The organism is Arthrobacter sp. IK3 (genome assembly GCF_051337705.1).
Classification (GTDB): Bacteria; Actinomycetota; Actinomycetes; order Actinomycetales; family Micrococcaceae; genus Arthrobacter_B; species Arthrobacter_B koreensis.
The window spans coordinates 87,139-108,569 of the sequence record NZ_JBPPSW010000014.1 but is presented as its reverse complement, the minus strand read 5'-3'; the positions used below and the strand labels follow the sequence as shown (position 1 = coordinate 108,569).

Genomic DNA, 21,431 nt, shown 5'->3' with positions numbered 1-21,431 from the left:
GCCATGAGGAAGGGGGCGCGGTGCCGGTCACAGGCCGCCGTGACTGCTTGCACTCAAAGGTTGGGAGTGCTAATTATTGAGTTAGCACTCTTGCGGACTGACTGCTAAGTCATCGGCGTTGAGTGAACCAGCAAGCCACTGGGGTGAGGGCCCTGCGGATGCACGTAAAGAGATCGTGCTCCCAGGCCCGTCCGTCGCGGGCACTCCAGCCAGGAATGCAGAATCCAAGCATGACTGTTCCGGAAGGACGATAGCCGTTATGGCCAAGATCATTGCATTTGACGAAGAGGCACGCCGCGGCCTCGAGCGGGGCCTGAACACCCTCGCCGACGCCGTCAAGGTCACCCTCGGCCCGCGTGGCCGCAACGTCGTACTCGAGAAGAAGTGGGGCGCCCCCACGATCACCAACGATGGTGTTTCCATCGCCAAGGAGATCGAGCTGGACGACCCGTACGAGAAGATCGGCGCTGAGCTGGTCAAGGAAGTTGCCAAGAAGACTGATGACGTCGCAGGCGACGGCACCACCACGGCAACCGTCCTCGCCCAGGCACTCGTCAAGGAAGGCCTGCGCAACGTTGCTGCCGGTGCTGATCCGCTCGGCCTGAAGCGCGGCATCGAGAAGGCAGTCGACGCCGTCACGGCCGAACTGCTCTCCTCCGCCAAGGAAATCGAGACCAAGGAACAGATCGCGGCTACGGCTTCCATCTCCGCCGGTGACCAGCAGATTGGCGACCTGATCGCCGAAGCGCTGGATAAGGTGGGCAAGGAAGGCGTCATCACCGTCGAGGAGTCCAACACCTTCGGCCTGGAGCTCGAGCTCACCGAGGGCATGCGCTTCGACAAGGGCTACATCTCCGGCTACTTCGTCACCGACGCAGAGCGCCAGGAAACGGTCCTCGAAGACCCGTACATCCTGATCGTCAATTCCAAGATCTCCTCCGTCAAGGACCTCGTGGCCGTCCTCGAGAAGGTCATGCAGTCCGGCAAGCCGCTGCTGATCATTGCCGAAGACGTTGAGGGCGAGGCCCTGGCAACCCTGGTTGTCAACAAGATCCGCGGCACCTTCAAGTCCGTTGCCGTCAAGGCTCCGGGCTTCGGCGACCGCCGCAAGGCCCAGCTGGCCGACATCGCCATCCTCACCGGTGGGCAGGTCATCGCCGAGGAAGTTGGCCTCAAGCTTGAGAACGCCACGCTGGATCTGCTCGGCAAGGCACGCAAGGTTGTTGTCACCAAGGACGAGACCACCATCGTCGAAGGTGCGGGTGACCCCGAAGAGATCGCCGGACGCGTCAACCAGATCCGTGCCGAAATCGAGAACTCCGACTCGGACTACGACCGCGAGAAGCTGCAGGAGCGCCTGGCCAAGCTGGCCGGCGGCGTTGCAGTCATCAAGGCCGGTGCCGCAACCGAGGTTGAGCTCAAGGAACGCAAGCACCGCATCGAAGATGCCGTGCGCAACGCCAAGGCTGCTGTTGAAGAAGGCATCGTCGCCGGTGGCGGCGTCGCCCTGATCCAGGCCGGCCAGAAGGCATTCGCCAACCTGGTTCTGGAAGGCGACGAAGCAACCGGCGCGAACATCGTCAAGGTTGCCATCGACGCTCCGCTGAAGCAGATCGCCTTCAACGCAGGCCTCGAGCCCGGTGTTGTTGCGGACAAGGTCCGCGGTCTGGCAGAAGGCTTCGGCCTGAACGCCGCCACCGGCGAGTACGAAGACCTGCTGGCCGCCGGCGTCAATGACCCGGTCAAGGTAACCCGTTCCGCCCTGCAGAACGCGGCTTCCATCGCCGGCCTGTTCCTCACCACCGAAGCAGTCGTTGCCGACAAGCCCGAAAAGGCTGCACCGGCAATGGGTGGCGGAGACGACATGGGCGGCATGGGCGGCATGGGCGGCTTCTAGTCCCCATCCCCGGCCGGTTCGCCCGGCTGAATGCCTCTGCACAGGAGCGCGGTACCTTCGGGTGCCGCGCTCCTGCGTTGTGTCCAGAACGTGCTGCAGCGGTCCTGCCTTCCCCCCCCGGGGCGGGCCCTGCACAAGGGCTCGCGTGCCCTCTGAGTTGACCCGGTGCACGAGCGTCCGAACAGGCCCGCCGCACCAGCGCCCGGCTAGCGCATAAAGAGCGCCGTATTCGCAGCCTCTGTATCGGCGTATTGTGCCGAGGCGTAGGCGAGCCCCTGGTTGATGCTGGCCAGGGATTCCTCCACGCGGGCCTGGGTTGCCCTCCAGTCCGTGATGAGCAGCTGGAAGTTTGCCGCAGCCTGGCCCTGCCAGGATTCGCCCAGCGAGACCAAGCTCGCCTGCATGGCGTTGACGTCTGCCTGCAGCCGTTCGATGGTCCCCCGGACTTCGGCACTTCGGGCCGCCAGAATGTCGCTGTCTACGAAAAAGCCAGCCATGGATCGCCTCCGCTTCCAGGGACCGCCCGGTGCGGTCCTAGGCAGGGAACGCTACGTGCGGAACGCAAAAGGCGGCCTGCACGCCGTTCGGCCGTACACAGCCCGGGCCCGCGGGGCAGTGCGGCGCAAGCTGTGCAGGAACGGTGCGCGGCAGGTGGGCCCACAGCCGGTCAAGCCATCGTTGGGCTAGTTCTCGGGGTGGTCCCCGTCCTCGTCTTCGGCGGGCTCGTGCTCCGGCGCACCGTCGGGGGAATTGTAGGGAAGGCGAATGGACATGGTGGCACCGCCCCCCTCGGTTTCCGTGAGCCGGACGGTGCCGTCATGCTGCGCCACGAGCGCCGCCACGATTGCCAGCCCCAGGCCGGTGCCGCCGGTTTCGCGGTATCGGGAGGAATCCGCCCGGTAGAAGCGCTCGAAGACCCGGGCGGCATCCTCTTCGGAGATTCCGGGACCGTGGTCCCTGACTTCCAGCACGGCGTCCATGCGGTCATGGATCACCGGTGCCACACCGACGGCCACCTCGATGGGGCTGCCGGCCGGGGTGTACCGGAGGGCATTGGTCATCAGGTTGGCAACCACCTGCCGCAGCCTTGCCTCGTCACCCATGGTGGGTGCACTGCGCGGTGCACTGCCGTCCAGGCCAATCACGCGGATGTCCCGGTCCGGTGCGCTGGCACGGGCGTCCAGGGCGGCGTCGTTGCCCAGGATCATCAGATCCACCGGACCGTATTCCAGCGGACGCTGCTCATCCACGCGTGCCAGTGTCAGCAGGTCTTCCACGAGCTGGCCCATGCGCTTGGCCTCGCTCTCGATACGTCCCATCGCGGCGCTGACGTCCTCGGGTTTCTGCAGCGCGCCTTGCCGGTAAAGCTCGGAGAAGCCGCGGATTGTCACCAGCGGAGTGCGCAGTTCGTGGGACGCGTCCTGGACGAACCGGCGCATTTTCTGCTCAGAGGCAGTCCGGGCGGCGAAGGCCGTTTCGATGTGCGCCAGCATGGCGTTAAGGGACCGGGAAAGCCGGCCGATTTCGGTGGCAGGATTGCCCACTTCGACACGGCGGGAAAGATCCCCGGCGGCAATGGCCGCCGCCGTCTTCTCCACCTGGCTCAGGGGCCTGAACTGGCGGGTCACGGCCCAGTAGGCAATTCCGGTAGCTCCCAGCGTTCCCAGCAATCCCACCGAAAAGACCAGCGACGCCGCTTCATCCACGGTTTCGGCTACCGAATCCAGCGGCACGGCGACGGCTATCGAGCCGGGAAAATTGGCAATGTGGAAGACCATCACCCGCCAGCCCTTGCTGCCGGGTGCCGTACCGGGGACGTCGAATCCCCGTCCTCCCATGGCATCAACGTCCGCTGCGGTCAGGTTGTCAATAACCGGGATATCAAAGGTCGGCTCGGAGTGGGTCTCCGGTCCGTGACTTCCATCTTCATTCAGGTAAAGACCGTAGAAACGGAAAAGGGAGGCGTCAGTGGTGGGGCTGCCGGAGACCAGGTACCGGGAAATCGCACCCGCGTTGTCCTGGATATCGGTATCCAGGCGGCTGATGAGGATCTGGCGCAGGACATAGATGGTGGCGAGGCCCGTGATGGTGACGGTCACCACCATCAGTACGGCCATGATGACCACCAGCTGCGAACGCAGCGAGGCGGACTTCCAGCGGCGGAGCAAGGCTTAGCGCTTCTCCGTCGTGCGCAGCAGGTAACCCACGCCGCGCTTGGTCTGGATCAGGGCGGGGGCATCCGGGCTGCTGTCGATCTTACGGCGAAGGTAGGAGATGTAGGACTCGACAATCGACGCATCGCCGTTGAAGTCGTACTCCCACACGTGGTCGAGGATCTGCGCCTTGGAAAGGACCCGGTTGGGGTTCAGCATCAGGTAGCGGAGCAGCTTGAACTCGGTGGGGGACAGTTCGATCGTGACGCCGCCGCGCCGCACCTCGTGCGCATCGTCGTCGAGCTCCAGGTCTTCTACCCGGATCACGGCGTCGTCGTCATCGAGGGGCTGGGTGCGTCGCAGGACGGCTCGGATCCGGGCCACAACCTCGTCGAGGCTGAATGGCTTGGTGACGTAGTCATCCCCGCCCACGGTGAGGCCGGTGACCTTGTCTTCGGTATCGTCCCGGGCCGTCAGGAACACCACCGGGAAGTGGCGTCCCGCCGCGCGCAGCCGGCGGGTCAGCGTGAAGCCGTCCATATCCGGCAGCATCACGTCCAGCACAGCCAGATCCGGACTGTGCTCATCAACTGCGGCCAGGGCTTCCCGGCCGTTACCCGCAGCTACGACGTCGAAGCCGGCAAAGCGCAGCGACGTCGAGAGCAGCTCACGGATGTTGGGTTCATCATCGACAACAAGGAGCCTGGCCTCAGGAGCAGATTTAGTCACGTGTCCTAGTTTCTAGCATTTGGCTGATGGTTCCCTGAATGCTAACTCAGCGTCTGCTGGATGGATAGCGGGAGCTTTGAGCCAGCCGGGTGGGGTGAAGTGCAGGATGAAACCCTGCCTGATCCGGACACTCGATACCCGCCGAACGAGAGTATTGGGTGAAAGCGCAAGCGCGGACGTACCGGAGAAAGCGGAAAACAGATGCTGGGAACTTCGCCTGGGTACAGGCACCGCCTGGTCCCTCGGGCCGAAGACGACGCCGGGGCGGTGCTGCCCCTGGACGGGCTCTCCGCGGCCAGACCGGCGGTTCGCGACGGTGGGGCCGCCGAGGCTGGACCGCTGGGGACTGCCCCGGTACGTGCCGTGATCGCCGGACACTGGCCCGTGAGCTTTTACCGGCCGCAGGAGACTCCGCCACCCCAGGCTGCAACCAGCGCCTGACCCCAGAACCGCCGGAGCGCGGCCGGACCCCAACCCGGCGCCCCCCGGCACACAGCGGCAACCCGGTACCCCAACGCCCGGAGGCCGCCTGCGGGAATCCAGGCTTCGTTTGGCGGAGCCTGGATTCCCGGCTAGAGCAGGCCCCTGCGCAGCGCCTCATTCACAGCCTCGTCCCGGCCGGCGACACCGATCTTGCGGTAGAGCCCGCGGAGCTGCGATTTGACCGTGTTTACTGAAACGAAGTGCATGCCTGCTATCTCAGCGAGGGAACCCGACCGGACCAGCGAGTTCAGGATCGCCAGCTCACGGGGTGTCAGGTCAGGCATGCCCGCCGTGCTGTTAATGACGTTCTTCGGAAAGGGGTCCAGCCCGACGTCGTGCCCGGTTGCCGCGGCGGCGTTCCGAACGCGTTCAAGATCCGCTGCGGGCAGGAGTGCCGTGGACAGCCTGAGGCCGTGCTCCCGGTACAGCACCGACAAACGGGCAAGCTCCAGTTTCACCCCCGGTGCCAACCCGGATTCCAGCTGCAGACGGGCAGCAACCGACAGTCCTGCCACCTCTGCCTGCTCACGGAGCGAACCACCGGCGCCAGACCGGATAACGGTGCTGAGGGTCTTGCCGGCCTGTCCGGTTGCGAGATGGATACGTGCCGTCACCATGTCCCGTTCGGGGGTGGGCAGGCTTTGGGCTGCAGCCAGGGCTCGGCCCGGCAGCCCGCCCGCCAGCAACAGGAGTGATTGCGCCCGGACCAGCAGCGCGTGTTCGGGCCCGCTGATGGGCGGAAGCCCGGACTTGTTGGCGAGGACTTCTTCAAGCCGTGCAGCGGCCGGTGCCGGGTTGCCTGCAGCCAGGTCAGCGAGGGCGTCCAGGTATCTGACCCGCGGCCACAGTTCCATGGTGTCTGCCTGGTCCAGGACGCCGGACAGGGCTGCTTTGGCGGCAGCGGGTTCCCCAACCTCCAGCGCGGTCATCGCCTGGGCCAGCCGAAGGGGCGTTACCGAATAATGATGCAGTTCGCCGCTGCCCCAGCCCAGGTTGCTGCAGCGCTGCAGGAACTGGGCAGCGCCGGTCAGGTCACCGCGGCCGGCCAGGATGCAGGCGCTGAGGGAGTGGTAGTAGCCTTCATAGTCCGGCTGGTGCTGCGCCGCTGCCAGTGAAGCCGCCCGTGTGAACGCGTTTTCGGCTTCCTCCGTGGCCCCGTCCCGCCACAGTGAGATTCCCAGGTGCGCGATGGCGACGGATTCGAGCGGGCCGATCCTCTCGCGTTCGGCCAGCGGCATTTCCAGGTAGGTCTGCAGCCCGGTCCTTGCGCGGGCCGCTGACTTATCTATCTGGCCGCTCCCGCGAAGGGTGACTGCCTCAACCAGGATGAGCAGCAACCGCTCGGCTGCGGGCATGGACCGGAAGATGGCCCGTGCGCCGGACATCGCCAGGGTTGCCAGTTCCGCACCGCGAATGCGGCGAAAAGCTGAGGAGTTGTAGAGGACAGCGAGGGCAAGGGCGGGAGCCGGATGCCGGGCCAGCCGGCGCAGGGAAACGCCTTCCAGGAGCTTCCTCGTCTCGGGACCGTGAAACGTGAACAGCTCCAGGGCATGGTGACGGATGACGTCCGTGGCCAGGTCCAGGCTATCCACCGCCATAGCGTGGCGAAGCGCTACAAGGGGCTGTCCCTGCGCCAGGAAATACCGTCCGCAGAGTTCTTGCAGGGCGTGCAGAGGTGCCGGGGACGTCTTACCCGCACTGGCCAGGACGGCGCGGCGCAGGAGCGGGATTACCGCGGCGCCGCCGTCGGCTGTGCGGGTGAGGAAGCCTCTTTGTTCAGCGTCGCTGAGCATCTCCTCCACGTCCTGCACGCCGCCTATACGGGCTGCCAGGGCGGCAGGCAGCTCCTCCGGCACGCAGGCACCCAGCAGGAACTCGGCGAATCCGGCGGAGACAGCGGGCGGGGACAACAGAGCAGCGAGGTCCGCAGCCCCGGCGTCCAGCACGGCGGAAAGCTGCCGTCCCGGACGGCTGCGCGCAGCGGCGGAGGAGGAGAGGACCAAAAATCGAACCCAGCGCGGCAGTCCGCCGGTCAGTCTTTGGACCTCCTCCGCCTGGTCCTGCAGCGTGGTACCGGCCAGGGCGTGTTCGCATTCCTCCGTGGTGAACGCCAGCTGCGCCGGACCGATCACCGCGATGTCCAGTTCGAGAAGCGGCCTGCGCACTTCGATACTCCCCAGGGACGCCGTGCTGGCTATGATCCGCAGGCCGGGCATCGCTCGCAGGAGGTCCAGCAGCAGGTCCTCAGCCGGGAAGCCGGTGGCGAGATGGAGGTCCTCCAGGATCAGCAGGTTCCTGGCAGCCAGATGTGCCAGCCGGGGAAGCACGGAACCGAGCCCAGCGCCGTCGGCCGCCTCCCGTGCCACCTCCTCAACCAGGACCGCCTCTTCCGGGTCCTGTACATCGAACGCCCCGGCAAGCAGCGCGGCGAGGAAGGCGGCGGACGGGCCGGCGGACTGTTCCGCGGGAGCCAGCGGGCTCCTTCGGGCCGAAACCCAGGCTGCAGTCCGCTCCCGTGCAGCGGTCCAGTCCTGGAGAAGAGTGGTTTTACCAGCGCCCTCCGGAGCGCGCAGGATCGTCAGCGGCGCAGCAGCGGCGTCGTCGAGCGCGCGGAGCAGCCTGGCGCGGGAGAGAACGAGCGGATTCGGGCGCGGGGGGCCCGGGACTACGGCGAAGTGCGGCATGTGGCAGGATCCGGCTCGGCGGGACGTGGATGCCCGAAGCCGCGCGGAAGCGCGCCCGGAAGCATTTTCAAGATATCCGCTGCCAATCCGCGGGCGCCATTATGTGACGCTGCCGGGACGCATGAGGCGGGACGGGAAATCCGGTGCCTCGGTTAGGCGGGCTTTTCGATATCCGCGGCGTCCTGGATGGAATAGGCGTAGCCCTGCTCCGCCAGGAAGCGCTGGCGCTTCGCAGCGAAGTCCTGGTCCAGGGTGTCCCGCGCGACGACGGTGTAAAAGTGTGCGGCCCGGCCGTCGGCCTTCGGACGCAGCAGGCGGCCCAGCCGCTGGGCTTCCTCCTGGCGGGAACCGAAGGACCCCGAGACCTGGATGGCTACCGAGGCTTCCGGCAGGTCGATGGAGAAGTTGGCCACCTTGGACACAACCAGGGTCTTCAGCTTCCCTTCGCGGAAGTCGCTGAAGAGGCGCTGGCGTTCCTTGACAGGCGTTCCACCTTTGATCACCGGTGCCTCCAGCCGCTCCGCCAGCTCATCCAGCTGATCGATGTACTGCCCGATCACCAGGACCTGGTCCCCTTCATGCCGCCGCACCAGGTCCTGAACCACCTTGGACTTCGTCTCCGACGTGGAACACAGACGGTACTTGTCCCCGTCCTCGGCCATGGCATAGGCAACGCGCTCATCCCGCGGCAGGTCAACCCGGACCTCAATGCACTCCGCCGGTGCAATGTAGCCCTGCGCTTCGATGTCCTTCCAGGGGGCGTCGTAGCGCTTGGGGCCAATCAGCGAGAACACTTCGCCCTCGCGGCCGTCTTCGCGCACCAGTGTTGCAGTCAGGCCCAGGCGGCGGCGGGCCTGCAGGTCTGCCGTCATACGGAAGATCGGTGCCGGGAGCAGGTGCACCTCATCGTAAATAATCAGGCCCCAGTCATTGGCGTCCAGCAGTTCGAGGTGCGGATACAGACCTCCGCGCTTGAGCGTGAGTACCTGGTACGTGGCGATGGTGACCGGACGGACTTCCTTGACGGCGCCGGAGTACTCGCCGATCTCGTCTTCGGTGAGCGACGTGCGCTTGAGGAGCTCGTCCTTCCACTGCCGCGCCGAAACGGTGTTGGTAACCAGGATCAGGGTGGTGGTGGAGCTGGTGGCCATGGCGGCAGCGCCGACGAGTGTCTTGCCGGCACCGCAGGGCAGGACCACGACTCCGGACCCGCCGGCCCAGAAGTTCTCCGTGGCCAGCTTCTGGTAGGGGCGCAGCGCCCAGCCGTCTTCATCCAGCAGGATCGGATGTGGTGTTCCGTCCACGTACCCGGCCAGGTCTTCCGCCGGCCAGCCCAGCTTCAGCAGAAGCTGTTTTAGCTGGCCGCGCATCGCGGACTGCACTACCACGGTCTCGCCGTCGATCCTCGGACCGAGCAGCGGCTGGATCTTCTTGGCGTGCAGGACTTCCTCGAGGACGGGGTAGTCATTGGTGCGCAGAACCAGCCCGTGCTGGGGGTCCTTTTCCAGCCGCAGCCGCCCGTAGCGGGACATGGTTTCTTCAATGTCCACCAGGAGCGTGTGCGGCACCGGAAAACGGGAGTACGTGAGCAGGGTATTGAGCACCTGTTCGGCGTCCAGCCCGGCGGCCCGCGCGTTCCAGAGCCCCAGGGGCGTCAGCCGGTAGCTGTGGATGTGCTCGGGGGCCCGCTCGAGTTCAGCGAACGCTGCGATCGCGTGCCTGGCCTCAACGGCCGAGGGGTGGTCCACTTCCAGCAGGATGGTCTTGTCGCTTTGGACGATCAACGGTCCGTCAACCATGTGCTGGGCTGCCCTCCACTATTTCCACATCCATTATCCGATGTATCGACACTACGCGTTCAACGTCCCGGCGGGGGTCGAAGACCCGCACCCGCCCGTCGCTGACAGATAGGGGAACGAAGATCTCCTGGCGTTCATTCCCCTGGCTGTCCACCACACCCATCCGGACGGAGCTCTTGGTGCGGATGGCCTTGCGGAGGGTCTCCAGCCCCACGAGGGGAACCGATTCGTCCGGCTTGGCGGCCACGGCGGGGCCGCGCCCGCGCAGCGCAGCGAGCTGCGCCTCGAGGTCTTCCTCGGTGAGTTCCCACTGGTTGACGCGCGTGGCGGATGACGACGGCGCAGGGACAGGCGGCCGGGCATGGGAACCGGACGCTTCACGGGCGCGCCCCTCCATGACCGGCGCGTAGCCCAGGTTGCGGATAGCCAGCGCGAGTTCCTGCGGCGTCGCCGCGGAGGCGATCACGGTGGGCGCAAGGCGGGTCAGGCCCAACACGGCGGCCCGGGGATCGGCCATCAGGGCGTTCAGCCCGGGTTCATCGTCGCTGCGCAGGTAGGACCACGCTGCGCCGATGCGCATGCGTCCGTGCCGGGCTGCGGTGTCCTCCACGAGGTAGCGCAGGGGCTGCGGCACTTCGGTGGCGGAGTAATGTGCCAGGAACTCAAGGATCGACGCCGCGTCCATGTCCGCGTCCAGCGCGCGGCGCACCGAGTTCGCGGAGAAACGGTAGATCGTTGCCGGCCCCTGTCCCTCGGCGTCTGCCAGCAGGGCCAGCTGCCGGGCAACCTTGGGATCGAGGTAGCCCGGAGCGACGGCCGTGAGGTCGGCCTGCAGCAGGAAGGAACTCAGCGGCTCGGGCAGCGCCGCCCGAAGCCGGTCCACGGCGCGGTCCATATCTCCTGCGGCGACGGCGTGGCCAAGCTCGGTCATGGCCCCGGACCCCAGCAGTCCCAGCTGCGCGGCTTCCTTCAGGATGCCGGGCACAAGCCGGGCGAAGCGGCGCTGCAACCGCGGCTGGTACCAGGTCAGCGCGCTGATCAGGTCCTCAGCGTCATAGGCGCCGGATTGGCCTTCCTCCACGGTTTCCTCGGCGGCGAGGGACGAGAGCATTTCCAGCATTCGACGGCGGACCAGCGGCGCATCAGGGCGGGACAGTTCGGCAGCCAGTGCGTTGACGGATCCTCCCCCTGGCAGTGGTCCGCCAACAAGTGAAGGCGCCCGCTCTGCCTCGAGCCAGGCACGCACCAGGTGCTGCCACTGCAGCTCCCGGTCCAGAGTGTGCCATTCGCTTTCCGCGGTGCCCCAGCGGGACGTTGCCGCGTCCAGGACCAGGAGCCCGGACAACGCGGCCAGCTCAAGCAGCCAGGCGGTAGCGGTTCCATCCAGCCGCAGGGCCTCAGAGACGCGGCGGACCTCACGCACCCCGACCCCGCCGGACCGCAGCGTGCCGATCGGTGCTTCGGCAGCGAGGGCCAGCAGTTCGGTAACGAGCCGCAGGGTTTCCGCCACGGCACCGAAGGCCGCGTTGTCCCGCAGGGCTTGCGGCACCGGGCGCGGCGTTGGGGGAACGGGATCCAACTGGAAATCGGAAACGATCACATGGCCGCGGGACGCCTGTCCCACCGGCCGGGGAAGTTCAACGTGCAGGGCATCCAGCGGCACCAGGAGACCGTGCGCCACCAGCCACTCCACGGGTGTGGGGGCGGGATTCTCCAGGACGGCACGGCTAATGGCAGCCCTGCGCGGAATGGTTCCCACCGGCGAGTACTTGAAGCGGCGGAGGAGTTCATTGGTCTGCGGAGGGGCATCGGCCAGCAGGGCCTCCCACCCGGCAGGATCCGAGACCAGATGATGCAGCGAGTGCGCCGCCGTGGAGGGCGTGTCTGCCTTTTCGATGGGAAGGCCACGCTGGCGCAGCCCTTCGACTATTCCCACAAGGCGCTGTCCGAAGTCCGGCTGCTGCGCGGCCAAGGTGGAATAGGGCCGGCCAAGGCCGGCCGGGTAGGCACCCAGCGCTTCGCCCATAACCGAAACCGGGAGGTAGAACCGGCGTCCGGCGTCGGCTTTTGGAGCTCCGGGATGCGGCGTAGCCCGGCGCAGCAGGGCAAGGCTGTGGAGGTAGCCGAGGATCGCGTCCAGCGCCTTGATGGTAGATCCGGAAATGGATGCCTTGAGCCAGGACGCGGTGGTGCTCAGGTGCGAGTCTTCGTTGGTGGTCAGATCCAGTGCCTCGAGTACCTGGAGCTGGGGTGCCGTGAGTTTTTCGAGCGCACGCTGTACGCTGATGCGCGTTGAGGCCCGGGCTGCCAGCGCCTGGAAATCCGGCACCGGAGGAAGCGCCAGGTCCGGCCGGGCGAGGAGGAGTTCACGCAGTTGTTCGTCACTGCGCGCTTCAAGGTCTTCGGCCAAGGCTCGGATCGCGGACATCGTCCAATACGTTACCCGAGTGGCACCGAAAACAAACGGGTTAACCCCGGCGCCGCCGCACGATTGAGTCAATTACCAGCCCCGCCATCATGAGGAAGGCCAGGGGCAGGCAGTAGAACGCGCCCGCAGCGAATCCGGGCCAGACTGCCTCTCCGCGAAGTGCCTCCAGCAACAGGGCGGCAAGGCTTCCGACGCCGGCCACGGCAAGAGCTGCGGCCAGTATGCCTGCCGGCAGGCGGAGGGGTGAGCGCTTCTTACGTGCTGTGCCCTGCGCGGCGGTGCCGTCTGCTGAATCTGCGTGGTGAGGGCCCAGGTGCTCCATGGTCTTTAACGCTAACAGCTAAAAACCGGCCAGCCCAAAGTGGGGCGGGCCCAGCATTAGGGGGCTCGGGATATTCTAAAGGGAAGACTCTTCCCCGTAGTATCTCAACAGGCGTCCGCCGCCGGTCCGACTGGACTCCGGAAGACGGATACGCGCGGACGTAACACCCCTTTCATCACCAGATGCGGTCGAAAGCCCGCACCCGACACCTAAGAACGAGGTAAGCGAAGTGCCCATCGGCAAGGTCAAGTGGTTCGACACTGGCAAGGGATTCGGATTCCTGGCCACTGACGACGGCCAGGAAGTCTTCCTGCATGCTTCTGCGCTTCCCGCTGGTGTCAGCGAGGTGAAGCCCGGGACCCGGATGGAATTCGGCGTCGCAGACGGACGCCGCGGCCCGCAGGCGCTCTCTGCCCGCATCCTGGAGGCCCCGCCGTCGGTGGCGAAGGCCACCCGCAAGCCCGCGGATGACATGGCCGTCATCACCGAAGACCTCATTAAACTGCTGGATGGCATCTCCAATGGACTGCGCCGGGGCCGGTACCCGGAGAAGAAGCATGCAACCAAGGTGGCTGCGGTGCTGCGGGCTGTTGCAGACGACCTTGATGCATAGGGACAGAACCACCGAGTGAAAACCACCGAAGCGAGCGATACCCAAGAGACGCCGAAGCCTGCTGCCGCGCGGAAGCCTCCGCGCAAGCCGTCCAAGCCGGACGCGGTACTTGCCGCTGCCGTGGCGACGGCCCGCGCCGGCCTGCTGGAAGTAGTGCCGGAAGAACAGATAGGGGAGTGGGTCAGTGCCGTTCCCGACGCGGACCGGCTGGTAACCCACCGGTTCCGGGCCAATCGGCCCGGCTACCGCGGGTGGGAATGGTTCGCCACCGTGGCCCGGGTTCCCCGCGGCAAGGCCGCGACGGTTTGTGAAGTGGGACTGCTGCCCTCGGCGGAGGCCGTCCTGGCTCCGGAATGGGTGCCGTGGTCCATGCGTGTCCGTCCGGAAGACGTGGCAGCGCAGGAAGCAGAGAAGGAACGGGAAGCGGCGGCGGCTGCGCCGGAGGAAGAATCCGCAGCCACGCCTGCGGCAACGGAGGACGACTAAGCAGTGAGTGCACGGAACGCGGTTCACGATCCCGGAAGGGAGAAGTGAACCCTCATGTTCCGTTCCCTCCGCATCTTCAACTACCGCATCTGGTTCCTCGGAGCACTGGTTTCCAACATCGGAACCTGGATGCAGCGCACCGCGCAGGACTGGCTGGTCTATGACATCCTGACCAACCAGGATGCCGCTGCGATGGGTGTCGTCATGGCGCTCCAGCTGGGCCCCCAACTGCTGCTTGCACCCTGGGCAGGACTGGTCGCAGATACCTATGACCGGCGGAAGGTCCTGCTCACTACGCAGGTGGCCATGGCCGCCCTGGGCGCTGGATTGGGTTTGCTGGTGCTCTCCGGCCACGCCGAACTGTGGCATGTCTATGCCTTCGCGCTGGCCCTGGGCGTGGTCTCGGCCATCGATGCGCCGGCCCGCCAGAGCTTTGTCTCCGAGGTGGTCAGCGAAGAGAACCTGCCCAACGCCGTCGCGCTCAACAGCGCCTCCTTTAACGGCGCCCGCATGGTGGGTCCGGCGGCAGCGGGCCTGCTGACCGTGGCCGTAGGCCCGGGATGGGTCTTCCTCATTAACACCGTGACCTTCGCCGCCATGGTGCTGGCGCTGCTGAAGATGCGGTCCGCAGAGCTGCGCGTGCTGCCCAAGGCACCGCCGGGCAAGGGCAGGATCCGGGCCGGCCTGAAGTACGTGAGGTACCGGCCGGACCTCATCATGGTCCTGCTGGCCATCTTCATAGTGGGTACCTTTGGGCTGAACTTCGCGGTGTACATCGCGGCGATGGCCCGCACCGAATTCGGCCAGGACGCCGGAATCTTCGGCCTGTTGAACTCCATCATGGCCATCGGCTCGGTTGCCGGTGCGCTGCTTTCAGCCCGCCGGGACAAACCGCGGCTGCGGTTCATCTTCGGTGCGGCCGGCGCCTTCGGCGTTGCCTGCCTGATCGCCGCACTGTCACCGAACCTGTGGATCTTCGCGCTGTCCCTCATCCCGGTGGGACTGTTCGCACTGACCCTGATGACCAGCGCCAACGCCTACGTCCAGACCACCACCACGCCGGTGATGCGGGGCCGGGTCATGGCGCTCTACTTCGCGATTTTCCTGGGCGGCACTCCGCTGGGCGCCCCAATTGTGGGATGGGTCTCCAACGCGTTCGGCCCCCGCTGGAGCCTGGGCGTCGCTGCGGCCTCCGGCCTGGTCACCGCCGTGATTGGCCTTGTCTGGGCCTGGCGTTCACACCACCTGCGGCTGCATTACGACCGCTCCATGCGCCGGCGCCTTTACCTGACGAGCAGCGCCAGCGAGGACACCGCGGACCTGACACAAGAGGACCCCGGCCCGCGCTAGCGGGGCCAGGGTCCTCTCTGCGGCCTTACGCAGGCCCGGGCGGATCGGCTAGGAGTGCTCGATCACGTAGTCGATGCACTGCAGCAGGGCACTGACGTCGTCCGGCTCAATGGCAACGAACGTAGCGATCCGCAGCTGGTTGCGTCCCAGCTTCCGGTAGGGCTCCACATCCACGATGCCGTTGGCACGCAGCGTCTTGGCGATGGCCGCCGCGTCAATGGACTCGTCAAAGTCGATGGTGGCGATGACGTTGGAGCGGTCCTCCGGGCGGCTGACAAACGGCGAAGCCACACTGGACTTTTCCGCCCACGAGTAGATTCGGCCTGCGGAGTCCGCAGTGCGGGCCGCAGCGAAACCGAGCCCGCCGTTGGAGTTCAGCCACTGAATCTGCGCATCCAGGGTTACCAGGGTGGAGAGCGAGGGCGTGTTGTACGTCTGGTTCAGCCGGGAGTTGTCCACAGCGGTCTGCAGGTTCAGGAAATCCGGGATCCAGCGGTCGGAGGCATTGATCCGCGCGGCGCGCTCAAGCGCTGCGGGGGAGAACATGCCCAGCCACAGTCCGCCGTCGGAAGCGAAGTTCTTCTGCGGAGCAAAGTAGTACACGTCAGACTCCGCGAGGTCCACGTCCAGGCCGCCGGCAGCGGAAGTGGCGTCAATCAGGACCAGCGAACCTTCGTCGGCGCCTGCAACGCGGCGGACCGGAGCGGCCACACCGGTGGATGTTTCGTTCTGGGGCCAGGCGTAGACATCCACGCCCTCTTCGGCAACCGCCTCGGGACGCGTGCCCGGCTCGGCCTTGATGATGCTGGATGCGGCAAGGAACGGTGCCTTGTTGGTGGCCGCGGCGAACTTGGAGCCGAATTCGCCGAATGACAGGTGCTGGGCCTTATTCTCCACCAGGCCGAAGGACGCAATGTCCCAGAAGGCAGTGGAACCGCCGACGCCGAGGACAACTTCGTAGCCCTCAGGCGCGGAGAAGAGGTGGGAGAGGCCTTCGCGGACGCTTCCCACAAGGTTCCGGACCGGGGCCTGGCGGTGGGATGTTCCGAGCAGCTTGGTTCCGGCGTCGGACAGCGCCTGGATTTGCTCCGGACGGACCTTGGAAGGACCGGCTCCGAAGCGCCCGTCCCTGGGGAGAAGTTCAGCGGGAATCGTAACGGCGGTATCGCCCATTTCTGTATGCTCCAAGCGGGTTGGCAGGGTGCTTCACGTACCCTTCCATTCAACACCCCGTGCCCGTCCCGGTCCTATTTATGACCGGCCCTCGGGCACGGGATCAGCAGATGCGGTAATTCAGCCGGGTTTGCGGCCATGGGCTAACGTGGAAACAAAACTGCCGGCGCGTTCTGCGCCGCTGTGGTGATTCTCTTTTGCACGATTGCTAGGAGTGGCTGGTCATGACGGACCTCATCGACACAACTGAGATGTATCTTCGGACGATCCTTGAGCTGGAAGAAGAGAACATCGTGGCTTTGCGGGCCCGGATCGCCGAGCGCCTGCGCCACTCCGGTCCCACCGTTTCCCAGACCATTGGCCGGATGGAACGGGACGGGCTGGTGGTGGTCTCCGGTACCCGTCAGCTTGAACTGACGGACCTTGGACGGCGGCGCGCCACCGAAGTCATGCGCAAGCACCGCCTCGCTGAGCGCCTGCTGGCAGACGTGATCGGCCTGGACTGGGCCTATGTCCACGACGAGGCCTGCCGCTGGGAACATGTCATGAGCGAGCGGGTGGAGCGCCGGCTGTATGACCTGCTGGGTAAGCCCACGGAGTCCCCGTACGGCAATCCGATTCCGGGCCTGGAAGCCCTTGGCGGGGAGGCAGCACTCCAGCCGCTTACTCCGTACCGGGACCTGCTCTCCGCTGTATCGGAGGTCAGCGCCGGTCAGCCAATGCTCCTTGAACGCCTGGCCGAACCGATCCAGGTGGATCCGGAGCTCTTGACCCAGCTCGACGAAGCCGGCCTGCGTCCGGGTGCCACCATCACCGCCGAGGTGGTGGGAGGCTACATCTCCGTCCGCGTGCCGGGCATCGAGGGTGCCCTGGAACTGCCCGCGGAAGTGGCTTCGCACGTGTTTGTCTCCGCGCCCGCTTCGTGACCTGCCGCCGCTCCAGATAACGGAATGGTATCTTTTGGGCTTTTTCCCCTATAGTGGCATCTGACTACAGCAACAACACCGTTCACCGGTCCAACAGCCTAACCCTGCCACTGGACCGCAGGTGCAACCGTTCGCGGGCAGGGGCGGAGGACCCACCAACCGGCAGTATTACTGTCTTGGGGTGAAGCCCTTCGAGCAGCACGGCACAATCCTCACCGGACTGTACGTGCGTCGTGGGCCGAGTTTCTCTACTCGAATCCGACAGCTAACTTCGCAGGCTTGTTAGAGAGGGAAACACTTGTCGAAGCATGCTGCTTCGGGCAGGCGCAGGGCTGAATCGCCAGCTGCTGAACTGCGCCCACGCACCGCCGTCCGGACCACCGGAAGGCGCCGCGCCGAACCCGTACACCGCCCCATCGGCGGAGCTGCCCAGAAGTTCGCCATTGCCGCTGCCGCCTCCGGGCTGGTGCTGACGGTAGCGGTACCGACGACGGCGGCAGCCACCGATCCGGCTGTCGAGCCGCAGCCGGTTGCCGCAGACCCGGTCTCCGCGGACGCCAACGCTGTCCTGGACTTCGAGCGGACCGCACTGAGCTCCAAGTTTGATCCGGATGCCAAGCTCCGCAGCCTGACCGTGGCCGGTACGGACGTGATCCCGGCCGCGGCCAAGGGAACGCTGGCCACCCCGCTGAGTTCGGACCTGGTCCAGACGTCCTCCTTCGGCTACCGGGTCAGTCCCATTACCGGCACCGCCGGGGAACTGCACACGGGCCAGGACTTCGCCGCAGCATGCGGCACCGAAGTGACCGCGGCTGCGGCCGGCACGGTGAAGTCAGCCGGCTGGCATGCACTGGGCGGCGGCAACCGCGTTGTGGTGGATCACGGTAACGGCGTTGAAACCACCTACAACCATCTCTCCGCCATCAGTGTCTCCGTTGGGGACACCCTGGAGCGCGGCCATCTGGTGGGTGCCAGCGGCACCACGGGCGCTTCAACCGGCTGCCATCTGCACTTCGAAGTACTCGTAAACGGCACTCCCGTCGACCCCCTGGGCTGGTTGTGACCGCTCCAACACGCTTTCGTGACCTGAGCGTGACATTTCAGTGATGTTGTTATATTCTCGTCACCGTGCCTGATTCGCCAAAGATCAGACACTCTCGAACAGATTGCCGAGCTCTGCCACTGTCCGAGATCCGTTCGCAAAATCGCATGGCAGAGGCGGGGGAACCAATTTCGGGTTTCGTAAGAAGCCCTTGGGGTTAAGTTGCCGGACCTAGCAGTCCAGCAACCGGGTGACTCCCATCCGAATCCGACAGCTCACCTCGTAGGCATTGGGAGAGGCAAAACTGTGTCATCAGTCAATTCCGGCCGCCGTCGTGCCGCCACTGCGCCGGTAACTCCGTTTACCGCGCTGTCCAAAGCTGTTACCGCCAACGCAGGCTCCGTAGGTCGCCAGGCCGCCGTCGTCGTCGCTGCTTCCGGCCTCGTCCTGGCCGCAGGTATGCCGGCCCAGGCAGCCCCGGTCTCGACCGACCGCCAGGCCCTTGAATCCACCCCCCTTAACGTTGTGACCTCGAACGGAACCGTGACGGTTTCCGAGCAGGCACCGTTCGAACTTCCGGTCCAGCCGCTGGCCGGTTCCGTTTCCGGAGCCGAGACCCGCGCACAGATCGCCGCTGCCGAGCAGGCTGCCGCTGAAGAAGCCGCAGCTGTTGCCGCAGCAGCACAGGAGCAGGCCGCCGCCGCACAGCAGGCCGCAGCTCCCGCCCAGGCCGCTCCGGCCGCTGCCCCGGCCGCTCCGGCTGCCGGCGAGGTCACCACCGCCTCCTCCGCTCCCGTAGCCGCCAGCGGCGTTGCCGCCGGCCTGGTCGCATCCGCTTACTCCCAGATTGGCGTGGCACAGGACTGCACCGCCATGGTCGAGAAGGCACTGCGCTCGGTTGGCAAGTCTGTTGGCGACCTGGCTCCCGGCCAGTTCTTCGCTTACGGCACCGTTGTCGGCAGCCCCCAGGCCGGCGACCTCGTTATCACCGGCGGCCACGTTGCTATCTACGTCGGTAACGGCCAGGTCATCAGCGGTGGCCTGAACGGCATGAACACCGGCCTGCACTCCCTGTCTGACCTGCCGGGCGCAAGCTTCGTCCGCGTCAGCTAATCGCTCAGTTTCCAGAAACAACGGAGAAAAATGACCACGTCAACTGAGCGTGCGCGCCACCGCGCGCCCGTGCAGCGAAACGCGTCCCTGACCGCTCTTGCCGATGCCGTCAGCAACGCAGGTACCGTTGGCCGTCAGGCAGCAGTGATCGCAGCTGCTTCCGGCCTCGTCCTGAGCACCGGCGTTGCCGCAAACGCGGCCGGACCGGAAATCTCACGCGATGTGCAGACCAGCAAGCTGGATCTGTCCTCCATCCCGCTCCAGGTTCCGGCCGATGCAATCGGACCCAACCTGACGCTCACTCCCGTTCCGGGCGTAACGGTGGCTCCCGAGGTCACCGTCCAGTCCCAGGAAGTGAACACTCCGGCCGTACAGGAAACAGTTGCGGACAACAGCACCGCTGCTGGCGACACTGCTGCAGCCAACACTGCCGCAGCACCGGCCGCAGCCCAGGCTGCACCGGCTGCTGCACCCGCCGCGTCTTCCTCAGGCGTCGCGGCAACCATCGCCGCAGCTGCGTATGCCCAGTTGGGCGTCATGCAGGACTGCACCATGCTTGCCACCAACGCGCTGGCCGCAGCGGGCATCAACTACCACGGCTGGCCTGCCGGTTACCTTTCCCTGGGCCGGACGGTCAGCGCCGCGGAAGCAATTCCCGGTGACCTGATCTACTACGCTGACGGCGGCATGGGCATGGCCCACATCGCTGTCTACGTGGGCAACGGCCAGGCCGTCCATGGCGGTTTCTTCGGAAACCAGACCGTGGTTGCACCTGCTGAGCTCGGTTCCGGCGGAGTTTACATCCGCGTCGGCGGCTAAGACGCACGAATGACACAGAGAAGGGCCTTGCCGGGAACGGCAGGGCCCTTCTGCCGTTCCGGCAAGGTCCTATCCGGCGCCTGCAGGACGGCGGCCCGGCGCGATCAGGCCAACTCGGACCCCTTTAATGGCGGGAACGGCCCCGGCGGCTTACCCTTGCAGTGAACATTCGAAGTACCGCTGGGCCGGTGGACGTTGTTTTGCCGGCGGCGGGCAGGCGAAGAGGAACGTGCATGCGAACCCTGGTTCTGAACGCGGGCTATGAACCGCTGGCTGTGGTCACTTTCCGGCGCGCGCTGGTGCTCGTTCTTGCCGGAAAGGCGAGTGTCCTGGCCGAGAGCGGTGACCCGGTGGTAGGTCCCGGCGATGTGTTCGGGCGCCCGTCCGTCATCCTGCTGAACCGGTACGTCAACATTCCCTACCGGGATTCGAGTGTGGCAACCCGCAGGGGAGTGCTCCGCCGGGACAGCCACTCCTGCGCGTACTGCGGAAAGGCCGCAGCAACCGTGGACCATGTGGTCCCCAAATCCCGCGGGGGAGAGGACAGCTGGGAAAACATGGTGGCATGCTGCCTGCGCTGCAATAACAAAAAGGGAGACAGGACCCTGAACCAGCTTGGCTGGAAGCTGCGCTTTACTCCTCGGGCGCCGCACGGGACCCGCTGGCAGATCCGTGAGCTGGAACAGCCGGCCGCCCAGTGGAGCCCGTTCCTCGGGGATACGGCTGCATGAGCGGCCCGAAACTGAGAGGATACGACGCCGTCATCCTGGCCGGCGGCCGCTCCTCACGCCTGGGCGGTGTGCCGAAGGCAGAACTCAGGGTTGGAGGCGAGACCCTGCTGGAACGCACCCTGCGGGCCGTCCAGGAGGCGGTTTGCGTGGCCGTTGCGGGGCCGCCGTCGCTGGAGGGAATACTCGCACCTTCTTCGTATACCCCGGTCCTGGTCAGGGAGGATCCTCCCTTCTCCGGCCCTGCCGCCGCGGTGGGGGCAGGAATTGCTGCCCTCGGCGGCTTCTCCGCCGGCAGCGGCGCACCGCGCCGCCCCTGGACCTTCGTACTTGCCTGCGACATGCCGGACGCGGCGCGCGCAGTTCCCGTGCTGCTCGGTGCAGCGGACGAGGACCCCAGCTGTTCCGTGCTCGCCGTGGACGGTGCCGGCAAAACGCAGCCACTTGCGGGCCTCTACCGCACCGATGCGCTTCTCGAGGCCGTGGCCGGAGGGCCGGCACCGCTGGCAAATCTCTCAATGTTCAGCATGCTTGCTAGGGTGCAGTGGAGAGAGGTTGCCGTTCCGGAGGGAAGCACCGCGGACGTGGACACTTGGGACGATGCCGTGAAATGGGGCATCCGGTCCGGGTCACGCGCCGCCGCCCCATCATCCGGATCCGCAGCTGCAGCCAAGGAGTAAGGAGCC

18 protein-coding genes and 2 riboswitches are annotated in these 21,431 nt (G+C 66.1%); of the genes, 10 read left to right on the top strand and 8 right to left on the bottom strand.

All coding sequences use genetic code 11. The features are described 5' to 3' along the window. Positions 1 to 259 precede the first annotated feature (259 nt). Complete coding sequence (gene groL / locus ACSLGO_RS17005; RefSeq protein ID WP_091607823.1) at positions 260 to 1,897, top strand: chaperonin GroEL; 1,638 nt, start codon at positions 260 to 262, stop codon at positions 1,895 to 1,897. Between the two features lie 206 nt (positions 1,898 to 2,103). Here the strand turns inward: groL and ACSLGO_RS17000 are convergent, their stop codons facing one another. From ACSLGO_RS17000 to ACSLGO_RS16970, 7 genes are all read right to left on the bottom strand, one after another. After that, entirely contained in the window at positions 2,104 to 2,394 is a 291-nt protein-coding gene (locus ACSLGO_RS17000; RefSeq protein ID WP_091607820.1) for a WXG100 family type VII secretion target, read from the bottom strand. A 186-nt stretch (positions 2,395 to 2,580) separates the two neighbouring features. Next, positions 2,581 to 4,065: a sensor histidine kinase gene (locus tag ACSLGO_RS16995; protein WP_325787701.1), complete on the bottom strand. Its 1,485-nt coding sequence runs from the start codon at positions 4,063 to 4,065 to the stop codon at positions 2,581 to 2,583. A gap of 3 nt (positions 4,066 to 4,068) precedes the next feature. Next, a complete protein-coding gene (locus tag ACSLGO_RS16990) occupies positions 4,069 to 4,779 on the bottom strand; it encodes a response regulator transcription factor (protein WP_091607814.1) in 711 nt (236 codons plus the stop codon). A 572-nt stretch (positions 4,780 to 5,351) separates the two neighbouring features. Then, entirely contained in the window at positions 5,352 to 7,946 is a 2,595-nt protein-coding gene (locus ACSLGO_RS16985; RefSeq protein ID WP_436401542.1) for a LuxR C-terminal-related transcriptional regulator, read from the bottom strand. A 152-nt stretch (positions 7,947 to 8,098) separates the two neighbouring features. Next, entirely contained in the window at positions 8,099 to 9,745 is a 1,647-nt protein-coding gene (locus ACSLGO_RS16980; protein WP_091607799.1) for a DNA repair helicase XPB, read from the bottom strand. Continuing rightward, a complete protein-coding gene (locus tag ACSLGO_RS16975; RefSeq protein WP_263128286.1) occupies positions 9,738 to 12,173 on the bottom strand; it encodes a helicase-associated domain-containing protein in 2,436 nt (811 codons plus the stop codon). Before ACSLGO_RS16975 ends, ACSLGO_RS16980 begins: the two co-directional genes overlap by 8 nt. Positions 12,174 to 12,213: 40 nt before the next feature. Next, positions 12,214 to 12,495 carry a hypothetical protein gene (locus ACSLGO_RS16970; RefSeq protein ID WP_091607788.1) on the bottom strand — a complete coding sequence of 94 codons (282 nt, stop codon included), beginning with the start codon at positions 12,493 to 12,495 and terminating at the stop codon, positions 12,214 to 12,216. A gap of 229 nt (positions 12,496 to 12,724) precedes the next feature. Here ACSLGO_RS16970 and ACSLGO_RS16965 point away from each other — a divergent pair, with 229 nt between their 5' ends. The 3 genes from ACSLGO_RS16965 to ACSLGO_RS16955 are packed head-to-tail and all read left to right on the top strand — an operon-like array spanning position 12,725 to position 14,944. Next, complete coding sequence (locus tag ACSLGO_RS16965) at positions 12,725 to 13,108, top strand: cold-shock protein (RefSeq protein WP_091607783.1); 384 nt, start codon at positions 12,725 to 12,727, stop codon at positions 13,106 to 13,108. Between the two features lie 15 nt (positions 13,109 to 13,123). After that, a complete protein-coding gene (locus tag ACSLGO_RS16960; RefSeq protein ID WP_152275313.1) occupies positions 13,124 to 13,594 on the top strand; it encodes a DUF3027 domain-containing protein in 471 nt (156 codons plus the stop codon). A 54-nt stretch (positions 13,595 to 13,648) separates the two neighbouring features. Then, a complete protein-coding gene (locus ACSLGO_RS16955; RefSeq protein ID WP_436401540.1) occupies positions 13,649 to 14,944 on the top strand; it encodes an MFS transporter in 1,296 nt (431 codons plus the stop codon). Between the two features lie 48 nt (positions 14,945 to 14,992). On the opposite strand, the gene serC is transcribed toward ACSLGO_RS16955, so the two are convergent. Then, complete coding sequence (gene serC, locus ACSLGO_RS16950; protein ID WP_152275311.1) at positions 14,993 to 16,117, bottom strand: phosphoserine transaminase; 1,125 nt, start codon at positions 16,115 to 16,117, stop codon at positions 14,993 to 14,995. Positions 16,118 to 16,341: 224 nt separating this feature from the next. Here serC and ACSLGO_RS16945 point away from each other — a divergent pair, with 224 nt between their 5' ends. The 6 genes from ACSLGO_RS16945 (at position 16,342) to mobA (ending at position 21,425) form a co-directional block, all read left to right on the top strand. Continuing rightward, positions 16,342 to 17,043, top strand: coding sequence for a metal-dependent transcriptional regulator (locus ACSLGO_RS16945; RefSeq protein WP_091607764.1), 702 nt, complete (start codon positions 16,342 to 16,344; stop codon positions 17,041 to 17,043). A gap of 85 nt (positions 17,044 to 17,128) precedes the next feature. Continuing rightward, a riboswitch (cyclic di-AMP (ydaO/yuaA leader) is annotated at positions 17,129 to 17,338 on the top strand. A gap of 3 nt (positions 17,339 to 17,341) precedes the next feature. Continuing rightward, the gene (locus tag ACSLGO_RS16940; protein WP_091607762.1) at positions 17,342 to 18,106 is read left to right on the top strand and encodes a M23 family metallopeptidase; all 765 of its coding nucleotides are present in this window, start codon (positions 17,342 to 17,344) and stop codon (positions 18,104 to 18,106) included. 125 nt (positions 18,107 to 18,231) lie between these two features. Beyond that, positions 18,232 to 18,388, top strand: a riboswitch (cyclic di-AMP (ydaO/yuaA leader). A gap of 3 nt (positions 18,389 to 18,391) precedes the next feature. Further along, entirely contained in the window at positions 18,392 to 19,198 is an 807-nt protein-coding gene (locus ACSLGO_RS16935; RefSeq protein ID WP_091607759.1) for an NlpC/P60 family protein, read from the top strand. Positions 19,199 to 19,228: 30 nt separating this feature from the next. Next, complete coding sequence (locus ACSLGO_RS16930; RefSeq protein ID WP_091607756.1) at positions 19,229 to 20,017, top strand: NlpC/P60 family protein; 789 nt, start codon at positions 19,229 to 19,231, stop codon at positions 20,015 to 20,017. 233 nt (positions 20,018 to 20,250) lie between these two features. Further along, entirely contained in the window at positions 20,251 to 20,748 is a 498-nt protein-coding gene (locus ACSLGO_RS16925; RefSeq protein WP_091607753.1) for an HNH endonuclease, read from the top strand. Then, on the top strand, positions 20,745 to 21,425 hold the full coding sequence (gene mobA / locus ACSLGO_RS16920) for a molybdenum cofactor guanylyltransferase (protein ID WP_436401539.1): 681 nt from the start codon (positions 20,745 to 20,747) through the stop codon (positions 21,423 to 21,425). The genes ACSLGO_RS16925 and mobA overlap by 4 nt, the downstream gene beginning before the upstream one ends. The last annotated feature ends 6 nt before the right edge of the window (positions 21,426 to 21,431 follow it).

Coding starts and splice junctions, on each gene's coding strand:
- ACSLGO_RS16980 (WP_091607799.1), bottom strand. CDS start 9,745: ATGGTTGACGGACCGTTGATCGTCCAAAGCGACAAGACCATCCTGCTG.
- groL (WP_091607823.1), top strand. CDS start 260: ATGGCCAAGATCATTGCATTTGACGAAGAGGCACGCCGCGGCCTCGAG.
- ACSLGO_RS16955 (WP_436401540.1), top strand. CDS start 13,649: ATGTTCCGTTCCCTCCGCATCTTCAACTACCGCATCTGGTTCCTCGGA.
- ACSLGO_RS16945 (WP_091607764.1), top strand. CDS start 16,342: ATGACGGACCTCATCGACACAACTGAGATGTATCTTCGGACGATCCTT.
- ACSLGO_RS16930 (WP_091607756.1), top strand. CDS start 19,229: ATGACCACGTCAACTGAGCGTGCGCGCCACCGCGCGCCCGTGCAGCGA.
- ACSLGO_RS16925 (WP_091607753.1), top strand. CDS start 20,251: ATGCGAACCCTGGTTCTGAACGCGGGCTATGAACCGCTGGCTGTGGTC.
- ACSLGO_RS16985 (WP_436401542.1), bottom strand. CDS start 7,946: ATGCCGCACTTCGCCGTAGTCCCGGGCCCCCCGCGCCCGAATCCGCTC.
- ACSLGO_RS16970 (WP_091607788.1), bottom strand. CDS start 12,495: ATGGAGCACCTGGGCCCTCACCACGCAGATTCAGCAGACGGCACCGCC.
- ACSLGO_RS16975 (WP_263128286.1), bottom strand. CDS start 12,173: ATGTCCGCGATCCGAGCCTTGGCCGAAGACCTTGAAGCGCGCAGTGAC.
- ACSLGO_RS17000 (WP_091607820.1), bottom strand. CDS start 2,394: ATGGCTGGCTTTTTCGTAGACAGCGACATTCTGGCGGCCCGAAGTGCC.
- mobA (WP_436401539.1), top strand. CDS start 20,745: ATGAGCGGCCCGAAACTGAGAGGATACGACGCCGTCATCCTGGCCGGC.
- serC (WP_152275311.1), bottom strand. CDS start 16,117: ATGGGCGATACCGCCGTTACGATTCCCGCTGAACTTCTCCCCAGGGAC.